Raw genomic sequence first — 21,270 nt, 5'->3', positions numbered from 1 at the left:
ATAGATAAATTGGTTAAGTTTAATCACTAGAGATGATAATAATATCTCATCATAGTTTATAATAACAAATTACTGATAAGTATATTTATGCATTGAAATGCAGTTTTAATAATTTAAAGATACTTTGCAATATAATCGATTAATTCCATACAAACATTTATAGTACTTGTACCTTCTTCAAGTTCAGTATTTAACTCAACAAAATCCATGGATTTAACTAATCTAGTTCCAAATAGGATTTTAAACATATATTTGCATTCTTCAACTGTTAATCCATCTGCTACAGGGGTACCTGTACCTGGGACTAATTCAGAATCAAGAGAATCAATATCATAACTTAAGTGTATAGCTTCAATTTTATTTTTTGCTAAGGTCTTTTGAACCCTATTCATTACTTCTTCCAAACCTAAGTTACGGATATCTTCTGTGGTAAATAAATTTAATTTCAAATCATCAATTAATTTTAATTCGCCTTCATCTAAATCTCTAGCACCCAATATAAAAACATTTTCAGGTTTTACTTTTTGTCCGTGAAAATAAATATCAGTTAATGAGTTATGACCAACACCCATAGCTGCGGCTAGAGGCATACCATGCACGTTACCACTAGGTGAAGTATCATGGGTATTTATATCTCCATGAGCATCTATCCAAACCACTGCTAGATTATCATGATATTTACTAGCACCAGAGATAGAACCTAATCCTAAAGAATGATCTCCTCCAATTATTAAAGGGAAAGATTTTGATTCTAAGCTGCTATAAACTTGATGAGCAAGATTAGTATTAACTTTAGTTATAGAATTTAAATACTTCATTTTATTATGGTGAGCAAATTTATCAGATTCTAAAATTTCAGGAACATGTAAGTTTCCTAAATCATAAACGGTATGATTATTTTTTTCAAGGAGTTCTATTACACCTTTGTGTCGCAAATCGTTAGGGCCTAAATTTGCCCCTTTTTTGTCACAACCATAGAAAAGTGGCACTCCTATAAAGTTTATTTTCATTTAGCAATCCTCCTTTGTAATTATGTGATAAGCAATTATATAACATAATTGTAAATTTTATAAGTAGTTTTTGAATATACAGTAAATTAAAAATATTCAAAAAATGATAACGATTGTGTTAATATTATGATACGAGGAAATAATAGTTTCTATGTAGTATAATAAAAATTATAATTTAGCATTGGAGGAATAAAGTTGAATAAATCAGAAATATTTAATGAATTAGAGAATAATGGAATGTATGATTTAGAAGAAGTAAAACAAAATAAGGATCTTCTAATAGTAAAATTTAAATATGACTTCGAGGATTTAGAGTTAGAGGGTGCAGAAAGTTATGCTAATGAAGAGTATGAAGGGGAAAAAAAAGATGATACTTGGTATGAAAAATATTATTTACCTTATTTAAAGGATATGGCCAGTGATGAGGTAGAGGATATTATGGAAGAAATTTCTGAAGAACGAAATTTACAGCATAAGTTTGATTCTTATAAATTAAGAAAAGAAAATTATGAGTTCACTCAATTTATTGCAGCATTTTATAAAGGTGAAATGAATTTTAATTTAAATGATATAATTTTAGATAATTAGAACTGAGATAACTATAACTCCTATGGAACTCTCTTAGAGAGTTCCATAAATAATAAAAGTATTTAAGCTTCTGGTTACAAATTTTTAATTATGCCCCTATTTTATCTTTTTTATGTAGCTTTTGATACTGAACAATGTATTGGTCCAAATGTTGTGAACAAAGTACAACTATCCTATCAGTAGGCTTTTTAAAAGATAATAAAAAATGAAGTAGTGTTTTAAAGGAATTAATCTTATGTTTTAATATACGAATTTTTAAGATCATAATTTTTCCTCACTAAACTTATATTTATAATATAAGTTTAACAAATAACAAAATAAAAGTTAAATATTTTCTTTAGTCAAAATATTGTATTATTTTACAAATTATATATAAATTCGAAGAAATCTTTAATGCATTTACAATAATTACCAATTAATTTTACGGTGAATAACTGATGTTTCAACATATGGAATAATATGGTAATGGGGAAAGATGTCGTACAGTTGATTTTTTCCACAAATTATTGTATATAGTTATATATGTTTACAAATTTTATTAATAATAATAAATTGAAGTATTAAAATAACTGAATTAAGAAAGGTGATAACATGAATTTAGATGAAATGATTGAAAGAATTAATTTTCTATATAAAAAAAGTCAAGCTGAAGGCCTTACAGAAGAAGAAAAAAGTGAGCAGGAAGAGCTTAGAAGAAGATATATAGATAATGTAAAGAGAAATTTTAGGGAACAGTTAAAAGGAATAAAAAGAGTCCCACCAAAAAAAATACATTAATGAAGGTGAGCTAATTGACAGTGTATGTTAAGGATTTAATAAAATATTTTGATTTAGAAGTTTTAGTTGAAGGAAATTTGAATGTAGATATTTCCGTAAGTGATATAAATAGACCAGGATTACAATTTGCAGGATTTTATGATTATTATGATAATAAGAGAGTTCAAATTGTTGGAAAAACAGAATGGAGCTATCTTCAATCATTGGCTGTTGACACTAAAGTTCAGCGGTTAGATAAGTTTTTTTCTTACGAAAATCCATGTGTGATTATTACACGTGATTTAATACCACCACTTGAGTTTATTGAAGCTGCGAAAAAATATAATGCCAATATTTTAAGAAGCAATATAAAATCAACACGATTTGTAAGCAGAATAACTAATTATTTAGATAGTGAATTAGCACCTGAAATTAGGATGCATGGAGTTCTTGTTGATGTTTATGGCATTGGTATACTTATTACTGGTGAAAGTGGTATTGGTAAAAGTGAGGCTGCTTTGGAGCTCATTAAACGAGGGCATAGATTAATTGCAGATGATGCAGTAGATATTAAAGAAATTGATGGGTTTATATACGGAACTTGTCCATACATAACTAGAGGAATGTTAGAAGTTAGAGGAATGGGTATTATTGATGTTTCAGCAATCTATGGAAGTAGTTCAATTATAATTAATAAAAAAATAAGTTTAGTTATATCTTTAGTTAATTGGGATGATGAGCAGGATTTTGATAGACTTGGCATAGATAAAAAATACGAAGATATATTAGGTTTAAATATAGAAAAGATGCTTTTACCGATTAGACCTGGTAGAAATATTGCAGTTATTATTGAAGCCGCAGCAGCAAATTATCGATATCATGCTACTTCACATATAACTCCTGTAGATACAATTGAAAAAAGAATAAATGAAATGAATTTTTAGAACATATAATAAACTTTGTCAATTCACGAAAATTTAATTGTAATTAAACCTATTATTTAGTAAAATTGAATATATAAAGTTCAATTTAGGAGGATTCAAAATGGAAGATTTAAATAAGCTTGTAAAAAAATATGAGTTAGCTTGGGACAAGTATAATAAAGAAGATTTAGAAAAAGTATTTAACTTATCAGACAGATATATAGATTTTATGTCTAAATGTAAAACTGAGAGAGAATGTGTAAACGAATTCATCATTCTTGCTGAAAAAGAAGGTTATAAAGATATAAACTCCTATATCAATGAAGGGAAAAAACTTCAACAAGGCGATAAAGTATATGCTAATTGTATGGGAAAAACTCTTGCATTATTCTTAATAGGCTCTCAGCCAATAGAAAAAGGATTTAAAATATTAGGAGCTCATGTTGACTCTCCAAGATTAGACCTTAAACAAAACCCACTATATGAGGATTCTGATTTTGCTCTGTTAAAAACTCACTACTATGGCGGAGTAAAAAAATATCAATGGGTTACCATTCCACTAGCAATTCATGGAGTAGTTATAAGAAAAGATGGAACTGCTGTAAATGTGGTTATAGGTGAAGATGATAAAGAGCCAGTAGTTGGTATTTCCGATTTACTAATTCATCTTGCAGCTGACCAAATGCAAAAAACATTAGCAAAAGGAATAGAAGGCGAAAGCTTAAATGTTTGCATTGGAAGTATGCCAATAGAAGATAAAGAAGCAAAAAATAGAGTAAAACTAAATGTTTTAAGATTATTAAATGAAAAATATGGTATAGATGAAGAAGATTTCGTCTCAGCTGAATTAGAGGTTGTTCCAGCAGGAAGAGCAAGAAGTTATGGATTAGATAGTTCAATGGTTATGGCTTATGGACATGATGATAGAATTTGCGCATATACTTCTTTTGAAGCTATGATGAAGCTTAAAGAAACAGACAAGACTTGTATTACACTTTTAGTTGATAAAGAAGAAGTAGGTAGTATTGGTGCAACAGGTATGCAATCAAGATTCTTTGAAAATACTGTTGCAGAAATTGTTAATTTAATGGGAGATTATAGCGACTTAAAAGTTAGAAGAGCATTAGCTAATTCAAAAATGTTATCTTCTGACGTAAGTGCAGCTTTTGATCCAAATTATCCATCTGTAAGTGAAAAACAAAACAATGCTTTCTTTGGTAAGGGTGTTGTATTCAATAAGTACACTGGAGCTAGAGGAAAAGGCGGATGTAACGATGCAAATCCAGAATTTATAGCTGAGTTAAGAAGAATTATGGAGAAGCATAATGTTTCTTGGCAAACATCAGAGCTTGGAAAAGTTGACCAAGGCGGCGGCGGAACTATAGCTTACATCTTAGCAGAATATGGAATGGAAGTTATTGACTCAGGAGTTGCTCTTCACAACATGCATGCACCATGGGAAATAGCAAGTAAAGCAGATATATATGAAGCATGCAGAGCATATGAAGCTTTCTTATTAGAAATTTAATATTTAATGTTATAAATTAAAAAGCTTTTAAATAAAACCAATTATAAAATAAATAGGTTGTTTAACATTAATATATTTTCAAGTTAAAAGGATAGACATTTAGTCTATCCTTTTAATTTTAGTGATAAGAATGAAGTATTAACATCTACAAATTTTATTGTAGTTAAAAAAATTCATATTTATATTACTTTAGTATTAAAATTCCTGTATAAATTTTAATTAAAGATATCATTTCTATTGTTAATAAGGGTTTTACTAAGCAATAAATCAAATTAAATTTCACTAATCTGGAAGATAATATTTACAAACTCCATATATATTATAATTAATTGGAATCTTACTCATATCTATAAAATCCATATCATACTTTCCATCCCAAGGATAGATTGAAACGTAGGTTTCATTATATACATTTAATACATATTTAATTTTTTCGAATTCAATATATATTTTATATAAGGGTATTTCAGGTAAAGTTGAAGGTTTACTTATGAAATATTCGCTTTTCAATGATTTTAAAAAATTATCAACATCAACATAGTTGTTCTTATCTAAAGTTTTTTCTTTATATAAATCAGAGTAGAAAAAAGTAATTAGCTTTGGTCTTTCAGTGTTATAAGAATCTAAAAGTCCATTGGTATAAAAGTAATTAGTAGGTTTTTCACTATGTAAAGCCTTATTAACTAAGCTACACCCAGTAAAATTAAGTGTAAATATTATTAAAATAAATACAATTAGAAATTTTTTATTCAAAATATCATCCCCTTTTCCCATACTAACCTATGAAAAATAAGGAGGTTTTATTACTAGTTTTTAAGAATTTAATTTAATATAATATGGTAAATCATTGAGAAAGCAATTTATAATATTTTTAAGTGGAATTTTATAAGATTGATTCATTATTTCTTGAAGAAAAAAGGAATTTTGAAGATAACTTAGTATATTTGAAATCTGCCCTAAAAACATAAAAAAGATGAACTTATGTAGTATCCAAGTTTATTGTAGTATAGAAACTAATTCAATAAAAAACACACTTTCAAATGAAAGTGTGTTTTTTATTGGTGCTGATGGAGGGATTCGAACCCTCACGATTTTAAGGTCGGTGGATTTTGAGTCCACTGCGTCTGCCATTCCGCCACATCAGCAAGCAAATATATAATAACATATATTTAAACTACTTTCAATAGTTATATGAAAATTTTAGAAAAAACTATTTGGTTAGGACTTAATAAAGTTGAAATATCAATATTATATGTATATAATATTTTTGTAATTATAATGTATATAGTAGATTGGAGAGTATCATAATGAAAAAAATTCTTGAAAATATCATTGAAAAAAATAGGGAATGGTCAAAGCGAGGGGAAGTTGCTTCATATATTCCAGAGCTTGCAAAAGCAAATCCGAATGCTCTGGGAATTTGTGTAACTACTTTGGATGGGGAAGAGTACTACGCTGGTGATTATGATACCAAGTTCACAATACAAAGTATTTCAAAGGTTATTATTTTAATGCTAGCTGTACTTGATAATGGAACAGAATATGTATTTTCTAAAATTGGTATGGAACCAACTGAGTCTGCTTTCAACTCTATTATTAACTTAGAAAGTAATAAGCAAAAGAAACCATTAAATCCAATGATAAATGCAGGGGCAATCGCAACAGTATCTTTAATCAATGGGGAATCTGCTGAAGAAAAGTTTAATAGGGTGCTTAAATTTACCAGGAAGATAACTAGTAATGATAGCATTGAAGTAAATCATAATGTTTATTTGAGCGAAAAGGATACAGGGGATAGAAATAGGGCTTTAGCATACTTTATGAAAGGTAATGGTATAATACAGGGGGATGTAGAAGACGTTTTAGATGTTTATTTTAGAGCTTGTTCTATGGAAGTTACTTGCAAGGATATTTCAAGAATCGGAGCAATGCTTGCAAATGAGGGAGTTTTATTTAATAACGAAAGAGTTATATCAAGAGAAGCATGCAGAATTATTAAAACTATAATGGTTACATGTGGAATGTATGATGCTTCCGGTAAATTTGCAGTACATATTGGAATACCAGCAAAAAGTGGAGTAGGTGGAGGTATAATGGCTGCAGTTCCAAGAAGAATGGGCATAGGAGTTCTTGGTCCAGCTTTGGATCATAAAGGAAATAGTATTGCTGGAATAAAAATACTTGAGGGTTTATCTCAGGAATTTGATCTTAGCATTTTTTAAGCAGTTTTATTCATCGTGAAAAATATACCTTCATACTTAATATGAGGTATATTTTTTTGTTGTTTATTGTAATGAAAATACAGCTGTTGGAAATACTAAAATTTATATATTTAAAGTATGATGTTAATGAAACTCTGAAAAGGAGACTACTAGATGAAGTGTAGACAATATTTATTAGATTCTAACATTGTAATAATAATTTGGAGAAAATATCCTAACTTGTTCAATGATATTGAGAAAAATAATTATGTTGACTTCATAATATCCAAAGACATAGCAAGGGAATTATCTCAAAAAGAGTTTAAGACTTATAATGGAATTCAAATACTTTCTGATAAATTCTTGAATATATTAGGGCATGTTTTAGAAGAAGAAGTAAATGTTCTTGAAGATAAACTTAATGTAAATATAAAGAGGAATGAGAGAGCTGGGGTTTTTATTATAAATGATAATAAGATATCAACAAGTGATTTTAATCTTCTTTGCATTTGCAACAGACACGAGGAATTTATACTAGTTACAGAGGATAAAAAATTAATTAGCAGTGCTACACTAATTTTTGATTCTACCAGAGTTTTGAATTTCGTAGAGTTTATAGATGATATAAAGGAATACTTATATTTTTGAAACTATTCTATAATGTAAAACTAGAAATTCGAAAATTAGATTAAATTTTTTATAGATTTTTAATAAAAAGAATACTTGGAAATTAGTGAGGAGATAAATGGCTAATTTTAATGGAGTGATAATAGATAAAGCTTTGAAATTAGATACAAAATTATACAGATACATGTCTTTAAGTCAATTCATTAGTTTTATTGAACAAAGAAAAACATATCTGACAAAGCTGTTATTTTGGGAGGATACATGGGAAGTTCCAACAAGAAAGCTCTTTGATGATGGAGAACAATGTTTATATAATAATACTTATAATTTAAATGATTTATATGGGCAATGTTGGAGCTTGGAAGGTGTATCTGATGCACTATGGAGAATATATTCAAGGGAAAGCGAAGGAATACTGATTCAAACAACTGTAGAAAAATTTCAATTAATTGAAGAAGTTAAATTCGGGGTTTTATCACCAGTGATATATTATGAGAATCTAGTGGAAGTATTACAAGGTTTAGCCCTAAATAAAGTGGTAAATAATGATCTAATTCAAGGTTTATTTAAAAGAAAAGCCTTTGAGCATGAAAAGGAAGTCAGACTAATTGCGCTTAGAAAGGATATAGGTACTATCAATGAATATGATGAGCTCTCACACATTGAAATAAGCCTAGATCCAATAGAATTTATCGAGGATATTGTTATAGATCCACGTGCACAGGATTGGTATGTAAACACTATTAAGGAGTATTGTAAGAGAGCAGGTTTTAAAATACTTCCTAAGAAGTCAGATTTGTATTGTTCAGAGAAATCGGTATAACATTTTTAAAGTTTAAGCATTTATATTTTAGCAATTGTGTGTATTTGAAAAATATTATCTAGAATAATCTAAAATAAGAAAGCAACTAAGAGTTAAGCCTACTAGTTGTTTTCTTATTTTTTTATTATTACTTCAAAGAATAATACGATTTAACCTTATAATCTAAATAGTTTTTTAAATGCAATGTAGTTGCTTTTAAAATATATATGGTTGAAGCCTCACTCTATGAAACCAAAGTTTCTTGATATCACAATAAACACAATGGCCTAATAACATTGTCAAGATATTTTGAAGCTTGGAGTATTATTATTTCATAAACTGGCGACGTACATAAGTATTAAACCAACTATTTTTTCCTCTAGTATATCTTAACTTTCAGCAAGGTAACATTAATAGAAGACACACATTTGTCTGGTTATTTATGTATTTCTAATTTTATATATTTTATTATTTTATAAAATTCTAATTGTGTAATTTAAAATACCAGTAGATTCATTAAAGATGTTTAGAATATATTATAGTTTAAAAGCAAATTATAATAATTAAGTTATCATGTTAGTATTTTATGTTTTTTTATAATATTAATTTATATTTTGAGGTGATTATATGAGTATACAAGGTTTTTATTTAATGCCCCATCCCCCTATTGTTATTCCAGAGATTGGAAGAGGTGAAGAAACTAAAATTGCAAATACAGCAAATGCTTTAGACAATATTGCAAATGATATAAAAGGAAAAAATCCACAAACAATAATAATTGTTACTCCTCACGGAACAATGTTTAGAGATGCCATAGCACTTAGCCATAGTGATAAAATTACAGGAAATATGAGTAATTTTGGGGTTAGTGGTATGACAATGGAATTAGACATTGATAAAAAACTTACTAGTAAAATTTATGAGCTTGCCATTGAAGAAAATATACCAGCTGTTATGTGCACAAATGAGTTACTTAGAAATTATGATTCGAAGGTCACTTTAGATCATGGAGCTTTTGTACCGTTATATTTTATAAATAAGGTATTTAATAATTATAAACTTGTACATATTACATATGCACCTCTTAGTGATATGGAGATTTATAAGTTTGGTATGTGTATAAATAAAGCTGTTGAAGAGCTTGGCATTGATATAGTTTTTATTGCAAGCGGGGATTTGTCTCATAGACTCAAAGATGAGGGGTCATATGATTATAGTCCCTTGGGAAAAATTTATGATAGAGAGTTTCTAAAGCAAACACAACTTGGTAATCCAATAGGAGCAATTAGCATTGATAAAAAGCTTGTAGCAAGTGCTGGTGAATGTGGTAGAAGATCAGTAATTATGTTGCTTGGTTCCTTAGATAAAACTAGATTTAGAGGTGAATTACTTAGTTATGAAGATACATTTGGTGTGGGATATGGAGTAATGAATTTAATACCCCTTGGAAAAGATGAGTCTAAAATATTTGATCTTGAAGAAATAAAACAATCTTTAGTCGAGAAAAAAAATCATCAAAAGAATCCATATGTAAGACTAGCGAGAGAAAGTCTCACATACTACTTAACTATGGGAGAAGAGCTGGAAAACATTCCAGAATTTGTGCCTGAAGAAATGAAAAATATAAAAAGAGGTGTATTTGTTTCACTGAAAAAGCATGGTGAGTTAAGAGGTTGTATAGGTACAATATTTCCAGTGACAAATAGCTTAGCGCAAGAGGTAATAAGAAATGCAATAGAAGCAGGTATAGATGACTCTAGGTTTGATAGAGTGGAGGAAAATGAATTAATTGAGATAGATTTTTCTGTGGACGTGCTAACAGAGCCCGAAAAGGTAAAGAAAGAGGAACTAAATCCCAAAATATATGGAGTTATAGTAAGGAGTAACGGAAAAACAGGGCTGCTTCTTCCAGACTTAGAAGGTGTTGATACCGTTGAGGAACAACTGTCTATTGCACTTAGAAAAGCAAATATAAATACACAGGATTACTCAATTGAGAGGTTTGAAATTATAAGGCATATCGAGGAGTAAACTTAAGAAGGTGGAATTCCTATGAAAAGAGATGCAATGTTTTATGAAAAATTAGAAAATAAAATCCATTGTTTTTTATGCCCCCATAATTGTATTATTGAGAAGGGCAAGGTAGGGAAGTGCAAGGTTAGAATAAATGAAGGCGGTAATTTGTATACAGTGAATTATGGTGAAGTCACGTCCATTGCCCTTGATCCTATCGAAAAAAAGCCACTTCATTACTTTCAGCCTTCAACAAAAATATTATCCGTTGGATCCTTTGGATGTAATTTTACTTGTGGATTTTGTCAAAATCATAGAATTTCTCAAGAAAAGGCAACAAGTGAATATATGCCTAAGGAAAAGTTAGTGGAATTAATAATGACCTTAGAAAACAATATTGGAGTAGCATTTACATACAATGAACCTTCAATTTGGTATGAATATGTGTATGATGCCGTCAAATTACTTAAAGAAACAAACGAAAAGGCTCCAACTGTACTTGTAACCAATGGCTTTATAAGTGAAGAACCACTTAGAGAACTTTTGCCTTATGTAGATGCTATGAATATTGATCTTAAAAGTTATAGTAACAAGTATTATAATAAAGTCTGCGGAGGAAGTTTAAAGCCTGTGCTTAAGACGATCGAAATAGCTTCAGAGAGCTGTCATGTGGAAATTACAACGCTACTAGTAAGTAATGAAAATGATTCTATGGATGAAGTAGAAGAGATAGCTAAATTTTTAAGCAGTATTGATAAAAATATTCCTTTACATCTATCTAGATACTTTCCTATGTATAAAATGGATAATCCAGCAACATCTATTGAGACAATGTATAGAGCTGAAGAGATAGCTGAAAAATATCTAAATTATGTATCACTGGGAAATATATAAGAATAAGTAGACCTTTTAAGAATATAAATATATTAGGTATATTCTTGATGGGAGGTCTAAGATGGGTGAGTTTATAGCAATCACTTTTATTATTTTAGCAATGATCTTTTGCGGACTTAAGGAAGATACTAAAAAGTGAACTTATGGATGGTGGAGCTAAAGGTAAATATTTTTATTAATTATCTACATGAGTAATTTTAGCATATACTTTTACAAATAAATCTTGTAAAAGTATATTGCTATGTTTGTTTGTGAAGTATATAATGCAATAAAGAAACTGCATAAATATTTAGTTTTGTTTTGAATTTTCTTTAATATAAGTTGTTTATGGTGATTTTATAGTGTGAAATGATTCCGCACTTGTATATTAAAATTTTAAATGTTTAAATTGTGAACTTACTGTTAAGAATAACATAATTATTATAAAGGTTATTTAAGTATGTTAAAATAAAATAGGTGAGTAATTATAATATATAAAATTATTTTAAAATTTAATATAGGGGGAGACAAAATGTTACCTAATTATGAAGCCTTATACTTATATCAAATTTGTGATGTAAATTTATCGTCTAGAATTAACCAACTATGTTTAGAGCCTATGAAAACCTATCCATTAGTTGATAACGATTGTATAGATGAGAGGCAGTGTAAAATTGTTAAAACAAAATCTTTTAAAGCAGAGGCAAAAGATAATGAAGAGTTTTATAGAGCTTTTAAAGGCGACATCATTCTTTGTCTTAAACAAAACTTTATAAAAGGAGATTTAACAGCAGCAATTGTACATGAAGATGAAATATTTGTTCCTAAGAATTTTGCAATTTTAACTCCGAAAAAATATAAGCACTCGGATTTAATCATGTGGGCATTTCATCAGGATTATGTACTTTCCCAAATTAAACCCCTAAATATCGGAAGAAGTTTCTTTCAAGTGACAGTTGAAGAATTAAGTAAAGTACTTGTTCCCATTGAAATGTATCAAGAATTTAATATGCACAAAGATATTATTTAGTTAATAGTAAAATATATAAAATAAAATTGAGATGTTTATAATAAAGTTGTAAATAAATGTTATTTACAACTTTATTTTTATAAAATGGTAAACTAAATGAGCCTATAATTTAATTATAAGCATTTTGATTTTGGTATAATTTGTATTAGTTTACCTGGTTTTGAGAAAAGTTGATTTAAATTCATTTATATTGATTTTGTTAACAACACCTTTAGTCAGGTTAATTCTTGTAAGGATGATTTTGTTGACAAACTTCATAGTATATCAGGAAACGGCTGCTACCTACTACTGAAGAAGTTAGCGTATCCACTGAGGAACAATCTGCTGGATTACATGAAATCGTTAATTCTGCAGATAATTTAGAACAATTAGCAGGAAGTTTAAAAACTTCTATAAAAAAGTTTGAAATTGAATATTAATAATAAAAATTAATAAATTATGAAGCTATGTTTTTGAGCTATGTTTATAACAATCATTCTCATTAAACATAGCTTTTTATGATTAAAATTTTATCATTATCCATAATATAATGGATAAGAGGTGAAAATCTATGCGTAAATATTTTATTTCCATTTTTGTAGCTACTACGTTAATATTTCTCCTAATAGACAACTATGGAGATGTAAGAGATTTTCTTTGGACTCAGAAAAAGGATAATATAATATATAATTTCAGAGTTGATAATAAATACTTTTCTATATATAAGTTTGGAAATTGGTATAAAACTTTTATTACAGGGGTGAACATAGGTGCTGCAAAACCTGGGTACTTTCCTGGAGAACATGGTATTAGCAAAGAAGACTATTTGAGATGGTTTGATTGCATTGAAAAGCTTAATGTAAACTCCATAAGAGTATATACGCTACTTAAACCAGAGTTTTATGAAGCATTATATGAACATAATAAAAAGTCTTTAAAACCACTATATATTTTTCACGGTGTCTGGATTGATGAAGAGCAAATTTCTAAGTTAGAAAACGCCTATGCACCAGAGATAAAAGATGAATTTTCAAAGGATATAAAACAAATAATTGATGTTATCCATGGAAATGCGGAAGTTTCTTTTGAAAAGGGCCACGCCAGTGGAACCTATACCTACGATATATCTAATTATGTAGTAGGCTGGATATTGGGGATAGAATGGGATCCTTCTTTTGTTATTGGCAGTAATGAAAAAAATAAGGAAAAGGTTAATTATGATGGTATATTTCTATATTCTGAAAATGCTAGTCCCTTTGAAGTTTTCTTAAGTGAAATAGGTGATACAACAATTGCCTTTGAAACAGAAAAATATGGCTCGCAGAGACCGTTAAGTTTTACAAATTGGGTTACTACTGATATGCTTGAACATCCTAATGAACCTTTAGAAAAAGAAGATTTAGTTGCTGTAAATATTGAACACATTAAAGCAAAGGAGAGTTTTAAACCAGGACTCTTTGCATCCTATCATATATATCCCTATTATCCAGATTTTATGAATTATGAAGAAAAGTATAAAACTTTCAAAGATCAAGATGGAAGAATTAATACATATAAAGCATACTTGAGGGAGTTGAAGAGGGAACATAATATGCCAGTGTTAGTTGCAGAATATGGTATTCCAGCATCAAGAGGAATGGCTCACAGGAATATTAATATGAACTATAATCAAGGTAATCATACAGAAGAAGAACAAGGTCTGATAAATAATTCTTTATTAAAGGACATACTTGAGGAGGATTATGCTGGTGGCTTAGTTTTTACTTGGCAGGATGAATGGTTTAAAAGGACTTGGAACACAATGGATTATGATATTCCTGAAAGAAGGCCTTATTGGAGTAACGTGCAAACAAATGAGCAAATGTTTGGGATTTTAGACTTTGAACCAGGGAAAGAAAAATCTATATGCTATGTAGATGGAGATATGTCTGAGTGGCTTAGCAATGATAATTCTCATATAGAAGAAAATAAAGTGCATATTAAGCATGATGAAAGATATGTGTATTTTTTAGTTAAATCACAATTATTAAGAGAAGATAACATTGTATATATACCACTAGATACAATACCAAATCAAGGAAACAGTACAAGTAACATTGAAGGCATAAGATTTAAGTCTTCGGTGGACTTTTTAATAAAAATAGATAGTAAAAAAGAGGCAAGAATTTTTATTGATTCCTATTATGATTCCTTTGCTTATCAATATGGTAAAGTTTTAAATTTAATAGAGAATAATAGTGAGTTTAGCAACATTAATTCGGGAGAGTTTAGTCCAATTTATCTTGCGTTAAATAGAAGTCTTTATTTGCCAGTTGATAAAATAAATTTGCCCTTTGAAAAATATGAGGCAGGAATTTTAGTGAAAGGTGTAGGGAATCCAGACAGTAGTGATTTTAGCTCTCTTACTGACTATTCGGTTAAGGACGACGTTCTAGAATTAAGAATTCCATGGGCCTTACTAAATTTTATGGATCCTTCTACAAAGATAATAATGGATGATCTGCAAAAGCATGGCATAAAACCACGACAAATAGAGGGTTTTAATAGTAACTTAATTATAAAACGGAATTTAAACAAGATTATTGATACGGATATGGTGTTTTATACATGGCAAAACTGGGAAGAACCATTTTATCATGAAAGATTAAAAAAATCCTATTTTATTATGCAAGAATATTTTAAGACAATACAGAAAACATTTGAATATAAATTAGGTGAAAAAAATGACTAAGCTTATTATCTACATAATATCAATTTTTTTTACTGGTGTAATGTTTTTTTATATAGCAATTCTATGGAATAAAGGTGTTTCCTATATTCACAGAATGGAAGCAAAGAAGCTTCAACCTGAAATTAATGCGTTTGTTAATAGATATATTGAGTGTGGTGCATTAAATAAAACTCATAACAAAAACAAGCATCATGAGTTACAAGAAATAACTAATGATACTTTGCAAGAAGAAAAGATTATCATACAACAAATAAAATCTTTTATTAAGAAACCTTCTAGAAGAAACTTAGTTGAAAATTCCTTGTTTAGTTATGAAAATAGCAATGATAAAGTAACAAAGGAAGCTATAATCAATCTAGCTGAAGAAACTGGATTAGTGAAAGGCTACGTTAGGGATCTTCATTTAAAGGATCATCATAAAGTTGCAGAAGCAGTTGAAAAGCTTGGAAGGATAGGTAGCAAAAGTGCTAATAAATATTTAATTAAGGTTTTAAAAAGAGGAAATACCTTTGAAAGTTACAATACACTTTTGGCTTTAGCAAAAACTGGTGATGAGGAGTATTTTATTGAAGCCTTCAACTATCTTGAGGGAATAGAATATCTTACTGATAGAAGTATCATCCATATCATTGATAGCTTTCAAGGTGATTTATCTAGTATTTATTGTAAGATGATTAACCACTCCAACAGCGATATAGTTTCATTATTTATAAAATCTGCAAGTAACGCACTACATGTGAGTAATAAAAAGTTAAATGACGGTACCGTTAATTATATTAAGAATAATATCGTACATTATTTGAAAAGCGACAATATAGAACTAAAGATCGCAACGATTAAATTTTTGGGAGAATTAAAAGATCAAAGCTTTATTGATTTAATAGGATCAAATTTAAATGACGGAGAATGGGTGGTAAGAGCAATAACAGCTAAAGTTCTTGGTAACTTCCGTGATGGTGCCCAAGGTTATTTACTAAAGTCATTAAAGGATAGTGTATGGACAGTTCGGTATAACAGTGCCATTTCATTAATGAATTCAAAGGACTATATAAAATATGTAGATAATATTTTAAGTGGGAACGATAAATTCGCTAAAGATATAATTATTGCAATATTAGACAATGCTAAAAAAATTGATAAGATAGATAATAGTAGTATTAAAAGGAAAATAGCGCATCATATTGAAAGTAAAAAGGGAAATGATTAAATGATGACTTATTTGTTTATCCAATTAGCCTTACTTTTTAATTATTTTGTAATTGTATATCTAATTTTTAATAATAGTTTACACTTTCTTCAAATTGTAATGGGAGTTTCTATTATAGACTTTAATTATAAAAGATCTAATTATCTCGATTACGAGAAGTACAAAAATTCTGAGAGTATGATTCCTATATCTTTACTTGTACCTGCTTATAATGAAGAGGTAACTATAGTGGATAGTATTAATTCTTTTTTGAGTCTAGATTATAAACTATACGAAATTATAGTGATAAATGATGGGTCAAGTGATGCAACACTAGAAAAATTAATACATAACTTTGATCTTGTGGAAATGAAGGAACCGGTGAGAAGAATAATTGCTACTAAAAGCGTAAGAGGAGTGTATAGAAACGTTAATATTCCTAATTTGATAATTATTGATAAAGAGAATGGGGGCAAGGCAGATGCATTGAATTGTGGTATAAATGTATCTAGATATCCCTTATTTGTTTCTGTAGATGCAGATTGCATATTAGACAAAGAATCTTTGACTAGAATTAGCTTTCCATTTATTATTGATAAAACTATTGTTGCAGCTGGTGGCGTTGTAAGAATAGCAAATGAATCAGAAATAGAACATGGTAATATTAAAAAAATAAAACTTCCACAAAAATATCTCTCTATGTTTCAACTTATAGAATACTTGAGAGCCTTTTTTCTAGGAAGGGCTGCATTTGATTACTTTCATTCTTTACTTATAATATCTGGCGCTTTTGGCGCATTTAAAAAGGAAACAATAGTAAAGTTAGGAGGATACACGCCAAACACTATAGGTGAAGACATGGAATTAATCCTGAAGATTCATAAATATTTAACTATGGAGAAAGAAGAGTACAAGATTTTGTTTTTGCCGGATCCCATTTGTTGGACACAAGTTCCTGAAAGGTTAAAGGATTTAAAAAGTCAAAGAGAAAGATGGCAAATAGGCCTTATGGATTGTCTAATTAAGCATAAGGATATGTTCTTCAATTCTAGATATGGGCTCATAGGACTTATTGCAATACCCTATTACTGGATATTTGAATTTCTTGGTCCATTGATAGACTTAGGGATTTTTATAGTTATTCCTATATTAATGTATTTTGATATAATTAGATTAGCACCGGCTTGGATTTTGATTTTTATCACACTATTAATAGGAATGATACAATCCTTATCTGCAATACTAACAGAGCAATTTACTTTTAATAAGTATTCTAGCATAAAACAATTGATAAAATTATCAGGTTTTAGTATCCTCGAAAATTTTGGGTATAGGCAATTGATAGTTTTTTTTAGAATAAGTGGGATGGTGAAATATAGAAAGAACAAAAACAAGTGGGGGAAGATTGAGAGAAAAAGCTTTACCGAGGAATGATTTATTAGGGGGATACACATATGGATGAAAATTTAAGAAAGTTATATGAATTTCAGGGACTGAAAAGTATAGAGTGTGGTGCTAAGATAGAGAGTGAAATTAGAAAAATACCCTATGTAAAAAGTGTAATTATAAATTCTGTAACTTCCCGAGGGAGAATTGAACTTGAAAGGCATGTTAATAATGATGAATTATTAACATGTTTAAGTGATATCGTAAATAATGTAGAAAAACAAGTAGTTCTTAAAGAAATACAGGGAGTTGAAGCGTCAAATAATTTGTTTCCTAAGAATTATAAAGATGAATTTAAGAGGAATGAGGATATGGAAGACTATGATACGCAAGTTTTCTATAATGAATTTACTGACATTAAAATAGCACCTGTAATTCTAGGTATCAGCATAGCAGCAATTGCAGTGCTAATGAATAACAAATTTAGTGTTATATTTTCAGCAATTTCTTACTTAATAATTGGTGTAGAAGTATTACAAAGAGCAATCAAAAGCACTTTAAAAGGAAGAATACTTGAGGAGAACTTTATCATAACCTTAGTAACTATGGTAGCTTTTCTTATAGGTGAATATTATGAAGCATTAGGAGTAATGTTACTTTATAAGTTAGGTAAATATCTTCAAATTTTCATTGGAAAAAAGGTTAAAAGTTACCTTGACACTAGCTTTAGCATTAAGTCATATTATAAAAAATTTGGAAGTAATGGAGAGAAAGTGGAAATGATATCACCTGAAGCAATAAGAGTTAATGACATAATTCAAGTAAAACCAGGGGATATAATTCCTGTTGATGGTATTATAGTAAATGGCTCTTCACAAGTAGATATGTCACCGCTTATAGGGGGATTCTCAACAATAAAAATTAAAGAACGGGATGAGGTATTATCTGGAACAATTAATGAAACTAAATTGTTAGAAATCAAAGTAACAAAATCCTATAAAAATTCTATAGCATCTAGAATACAAAGTCTAGTGAAAGATGTCACAAGTAAAAAAACATCAGTTGGAAAGTTAATGACGAAATTTACAACATATTACACTGGAATTTTATGTGTTATAGCATTAGGAGTAGCACTTGTGATACCAATTTTTATTTCTGATAACTTTGATTATTGGATATACAAGGGACTGGTATTTTTCCTTATATCTTGTTCATATGTATTAGTTTCTTCTATTCAACTAAGTTTTTCTTGTGGCATAGTTAGTGCTGCTAAAAATGGAATAATTATTAAAAATGGTAACACTATGGGGAAGTTATCTAAAGTAGAAACTGTAGTTTTTGAAAAGACAGGTATTCTTACAGAGGGAGTTTTTACAGTTACAAAGATTGTTCCTATTGGATTTATAACTGATGATTTGCTTATTGAATATGCAGCCTATGCCGAAATATATTCAACACATCCTATTGCTAAATCTATAATAAATGCATTTAAGAAAAACAGTTCAAATCCAATTATTGATAAAGGTAGAATAAAATCATATAAAGAGATTCCTGGCAAGGGTGTGAAAATTTATTATGGAGATCGATATATATATGCAGGTAATAGCAAACTTATGGATGAGTATGATATTCAGTATGAAAAGATAAATGAGATTGGTACAATTGTCTATGTGGCAATTAATCAAAATTACATAGGCTATATAGTTATGGCTGATAAAATAAAGGCCACTTCTCCCAAAGCCATTAATGATCTAAAAGCAATAGGAGTAAAGAAAGTGATCATGATTACCAGCGATAATAAAATTAATTCGGATTATGTAGGTAAAGTATTATCTATAGATGAAGTTTATTCGGATATGGAAGTGAATGAAAAGATGCTAAAGATAGAAGAATTAAAATCTATAAAGGGAAGAAATAGCAGAATATTATTTGTTGGTGATGAAAATAATGATGAATTGTGTGATAAATCCTATTTGGGGTTAACTATGGGCAACCTAAAATCATTTTCTAATAAAAAAGATGATTTTATTGATATAATTACAGACGACCCTACCTATATTGCAAAAGCAATCAAATTTGGGAAAAACACGCAAAAATTGATAATTGCAAATATATTAATTACATTTATTTTAAAGGCTATAATAATATATTTAAATATACTAGGATTTGCAACAATGTGGTGTGCTGCATTTATTGATGTGATAATAACTTTAATTTCATTACTAAATATTGTTCATTTTATAAAGAGTAATAAGTTAGGAGCTTTTATTAAATAGTCAAAAGGTAACTTTGTTAAATATAATATATAAAAACATATGGTTGAACCTTTTGAAAATAATAAATAAATAAATAAATAAATAAATAAATAAATAAATAAAGTTGGTACTATTAATATTTAACTTATTAATAGTACCTTTATTATTATCAAAATAAAGTTCCGATATTATTTGGAATGTTAGAAGGAGATTTAATCATAATTTGATAGAATGAAGAGAATATTTACTTAGAATCAGTGTTGTTATGTTTTAATTATTGATGAGTATAGTTTTAATAGAGGCGAAAACTTCTCTTACATAAAAGTTAGGTGCACTCAGCATATTACAGGGTGAAGGATATCTTAAGACCTTAAAACCCATATTTTCACCAATATATTTTGATCTAAACATATGAAAATTATTAGTTATCACGGTAATAAGATAATCACTTTTTTTACTCTGCTTATCTATGATAGCTTTTGAGAACTTAAAATTTTCGTAAGTATTAGTGGACTTATCCTCTAAAATTATTAAATTTTCAGCAATTCCGTTTGACACTAAAAAATTCTTCATGGCTAATGCTTCTGATAATGCTTCGTCTTTCCCTTGACCCCCACTAACAATAATTTTTACATCAGGATATTTATTGTTGAATTCTAATGCGGTCACCAGTCTGTACCTTAGGGAAGCTGAGAGTTTATCATGATTTAATCCTGCACCAAGTACTAAAAGGTATTCTGGTTTTTCAGTGTTTTTTATACTTCCATTATAAATTATTAAACCTTCTAAAATAAAAAATATGCTTATGCCAATAAAAAATATAGTAAAAATAAATCGCTTTAAATTAGGATTTACAGTATTAAATGAAATTAATCCGTTACCTAATAATATAGAAAAAAGTAGTAGTACTATTCCGAGAAGTAGCCAAAACTCAGCAAAAGCCATCTTCCAAAGTGTGAATTTTAACATTGCAAAATAAATTATTGATAAAATCCCAATAAATAAAAGTAGTTTGTCAATTTTAAATAAATCCAATATAATATCACCAACCTTGTTAAATTATTTATATTATATAAAATTAAAAATTAACAGATAGTAATATAACACCTGCATTCAAAGGTTAGAATTTCACAAGTATTTAATAAAAAACACTAATTGTGTATGATATGATTTTAATAATGAAACACTCTTTATCAAAACTTCATTATCGAAATAGCTGTTAATTTTTTATTAAAATAAATTAGATTTTGTTGTAAAAAACTTTAGTATGAGAACACATATTTATAGTATATCAATAACTAACACATTTTTCCATGGGCTTTAATTTTAAAAAAATTATGTTACAATAAAAACAGGTTGCTAAATTTATCTTTTATATTTCA

The 21,270-nt window shown here is 28.6% G+C and carries 17 protein-coding genes and 1 tRNA gene; 14 read left to right on the top strand and 4 right to left on the bottom strand.

What is annotated here, in order from left to right:
• Positions 1 to 113: 113 nt before the first annotated feature.
• On the bottom strand, positions 114 to 1,010 hold the full coding sequence (gene rocF, locus RR409_RS08335) for an arginase (protein ID WP_332557280.1): 897 nt from the start codon (positions 1,008 to 1,010) through the stop codon (positions 114 to 116).
• A 195-nt stretch (positions 1,011 to 1,205) separates the two neighbouring features.
• Between rocF and RR409_RS08330 the strand changes: the two genes are divergently transcribed.
• The 4 genes from RR409_RS08330 to RR409_RS08315 all read left to right on the top strand — a co-directional run bounded on the left by RR409_RS08330 (position 1,206) and on the right by RR409_RS08315 (position 4,805).
• Positions 1,206 to 1,598 (top strand): hypothetical protein, encoded by a 393-nt coding sequence (locus RR409_RS08330; RefSeq protein WP_332557279.1) that lies wholly within the window; start codon positions 1,206 to 1,208, stop codon positions 1,596 to 1,598.
• A 591-nt stretch (positions 1,599 to 2,189) separates the two neighbouring features.
• Positions 2,190 to 2,375, top strand: coding sequence for a DUF896 domain-containing protein (locus tag RR409_RS08325; RefSeq protein ID WP_332557278.1), 186 nt, complete (start codon positions 2,190 to 2,192; stop codon positions 2,373 to 2,375).
• A gap of 14 nt (positions 2,376 to 2,389) precedes the next feature.
• Positions 2,390 to 3,298, top strand: a complete 909-nt coding sequence (gene hprK, locus RR409_RS08320) for an HPr(Ser) kinase/phosphatase (RefSeq protein ID WP_332557277.1) — start codon at positions 2,390 to 2,392, stop codon at positions 3,296 to 3,298.
• A 100-nt stretch (positions 3,299 to 3,398) separates the two neighbouring features.
• On the top strand, positions 3,399 to 4,805 hold the full coding sequence (locus RR409_RS08315) for an aminopeptidase (RefSeq protein ID WP_332557276.1): 1,407 nt from the start codon (positions 3,399 to 3,401) through the stop codon (positions 4,803 to 4,805).
• A 282-nt stretch (positions 4,806 to 5,087) separates the two neighbouring features.
• Here RR409_RS08315 and RR409_RS08310 read toward each other — a convergent pair whose 3' ends face one another.
• Positions 5,088 to 5,558 carry a DUF4883 family protein gene (locus RR409_RS08310; RefSeq protein WP_332557275.1) on the bottom strand — a complete coding sequence of 157 codons (471 nt, stop codon included), beginning with the start codon at positions 5,556 to 5,558 and terminating at the stop codon, positions 5,088 to 5,090.
• A 306-nt stretch (positions 5,559 to 5,864) separates the two neighbouring features.
• Positions 5,865 to 5,950, bottom strand: a tRNA-Leu gene (locus RR409_RS08305).
• Positions 5,951 to 6,112: 162 nt separating this feature from the next.
• Between RR409_RS08305 and glsA the strand changes: the two genes are divergently transcribed.
• The 10 genes from glsA (at position 6,113) to RR409_RS08255 (ending at position 19,909) form a co-directional block, all read left to right on the top strand.
• Positions 6,113 to 7,027: a glutaminase A gene (gene glsA, locus RR409_RS08300; RefSeq protein WP_332557274.1), complete on the top strand. Its 915-nt coding sequence runs from the start codon at positions 6,113 to 6,115 to the stop codon at positions 7,025 to 7,027.
• Between the two features lie 153 nt (positions 7,028 to 7,180).
• On the top strand, positions 7,181 to 7,654 hold the full coding sequence (locus RR409_RS08295; RefSeq protein ID WP_332557273.1) for a hypothetical protein: 474 nt from the start codon (positions 7,181 to 7,183) through the stop codon (positions 7,652 to 7,654).
• Between the two features lie 97 nt (positions 7,655 to 7,751).
• Positions 7,752 to 8,456 (top strand): hypothetical protein, encoded by a 705-nt coding sequence (locus RR409_RS08290; protein ID WP_332557272.1) that lies wholly within the window; start codon positions 7,752 to 7,754, stop codon positions 8,454 to 8,456.
• Between the two features lie 606 nt (positions 8,457 to 9,062).
• The gene (gene amrA / locus RR409_RS08285) at positions 9,063 to 10,466 is read left to right on the top strand and encodes an AmmeMemoRadiSam system protein A (protein WP_332557271.1); all 1,404 of its coding nucleotides are present in this window, start codon (positions 9,063 to 9,065) and stop codon (positions 10,464 to 10,466) included.
• 21 nt (positions 10,467 to 10,487) lie between these two features.
• Positions 10,488 to 11,342: an AmmeMemoRadiSam system radical SAM enzyme gene (gene amrS / locus RR409_RS08280; RefSeq protein ID WP_332557270.1), complete on the top strand. Its 855-nt coding sequence runs from the start codon at positions 10,488 to 10,490 to the stop codon at positions 11,340 to 11,342.
• A gap of 511 nt (positions 11,343 to 11,853) precedes the next feature.
• On the top strand, positions 11,854 to 12,351 hold the full coding sequence (locus RR409_RS08275) for a hypothetical protein (protein ID WP_332557269.1): 498 nt from the start codon (positions 11,854 to 11,856) through the stop codon (positions 12,349 to 12,351).
• A 550-nt stretch (positions 12,352 to 12,901) separates the two neighbouring features.
• The gene (locus RR409_RS08270; protein WP_332557268.1) at positions 12,902 to 15,061 is read left to right on the top strand and encodes a family 2 glycosyl transferase; all 2,160 of its coding nucleotides are present in this window, start codon (positions 12,902 to 12,904) and stop codon (positions 15,059 to 15,061) included.
• Entirely contained in the window at positions 15,054 to 16,268 is a 1,215-nt protein-coding gene (locus tag RR409_RS08265; protein ID WP_332557267.1) for a HEAT repeat domain-containing protein, read from the top strand. Before RR409_RS08270 ends, RR409_RS08265 begins: the two co-directional genes overlap by 8 nt.
• Positions 16,269 to 17,681 carry a glycosyltransferase gene (locus tag RR409_RS08260; RefSeq protein WP_332557266.1) on the top strand — a complete coding sequence of 471 codons (1,413 nt, stop codon included), beginning with the start codon at positions 16,269 to 16,271 and terminating at the stop codon, positions 17,679 to 17,681.
• 20 nt (positions 17,682 to 17,701) lie between these two features.
• On the top strand, positions 17,702 to 19,909 hold the full coding sequence (locus RR409_RS08255) for a heavy metal translocating P-type ATPase (protein ID WP_332557265.1): 2,208 nt from the start codon (positions 17,702 to 17,704) through the stop codon (positions 19,907 to 19,909).
• 249 nt (positions 19,910 to 20,158) lie between these two features.
• Here the strand turns inward: RR409_RS08255 and RR409_RS08250 are convergent, their stop codons facing one another.
• A complete protein-coding gene (locus RR409_RS08250; RefSeq protein WP_332557264.1) occupies positions 20,159 to 20,923 on the bottom strand; it encodes a YdcF family protein in 765 nt (254 codons plus the stop codon).
• Positions 20,924 to 21,270 lie beyond the last annotated feature (347 nt).

It is taken from the genome of Clostridium sp., assembly GCF_036642255.1.
Lineage (GTDB): Bacteria > Bacillota > Clostridia > Clostridiales > Clostridiaceae > Clostridium_J.
The sequence above is the reverse complement of the archived record's forward strand: the minus strand, read 5'-3'. Positions and strand labels throughout refer to the sequence as shown.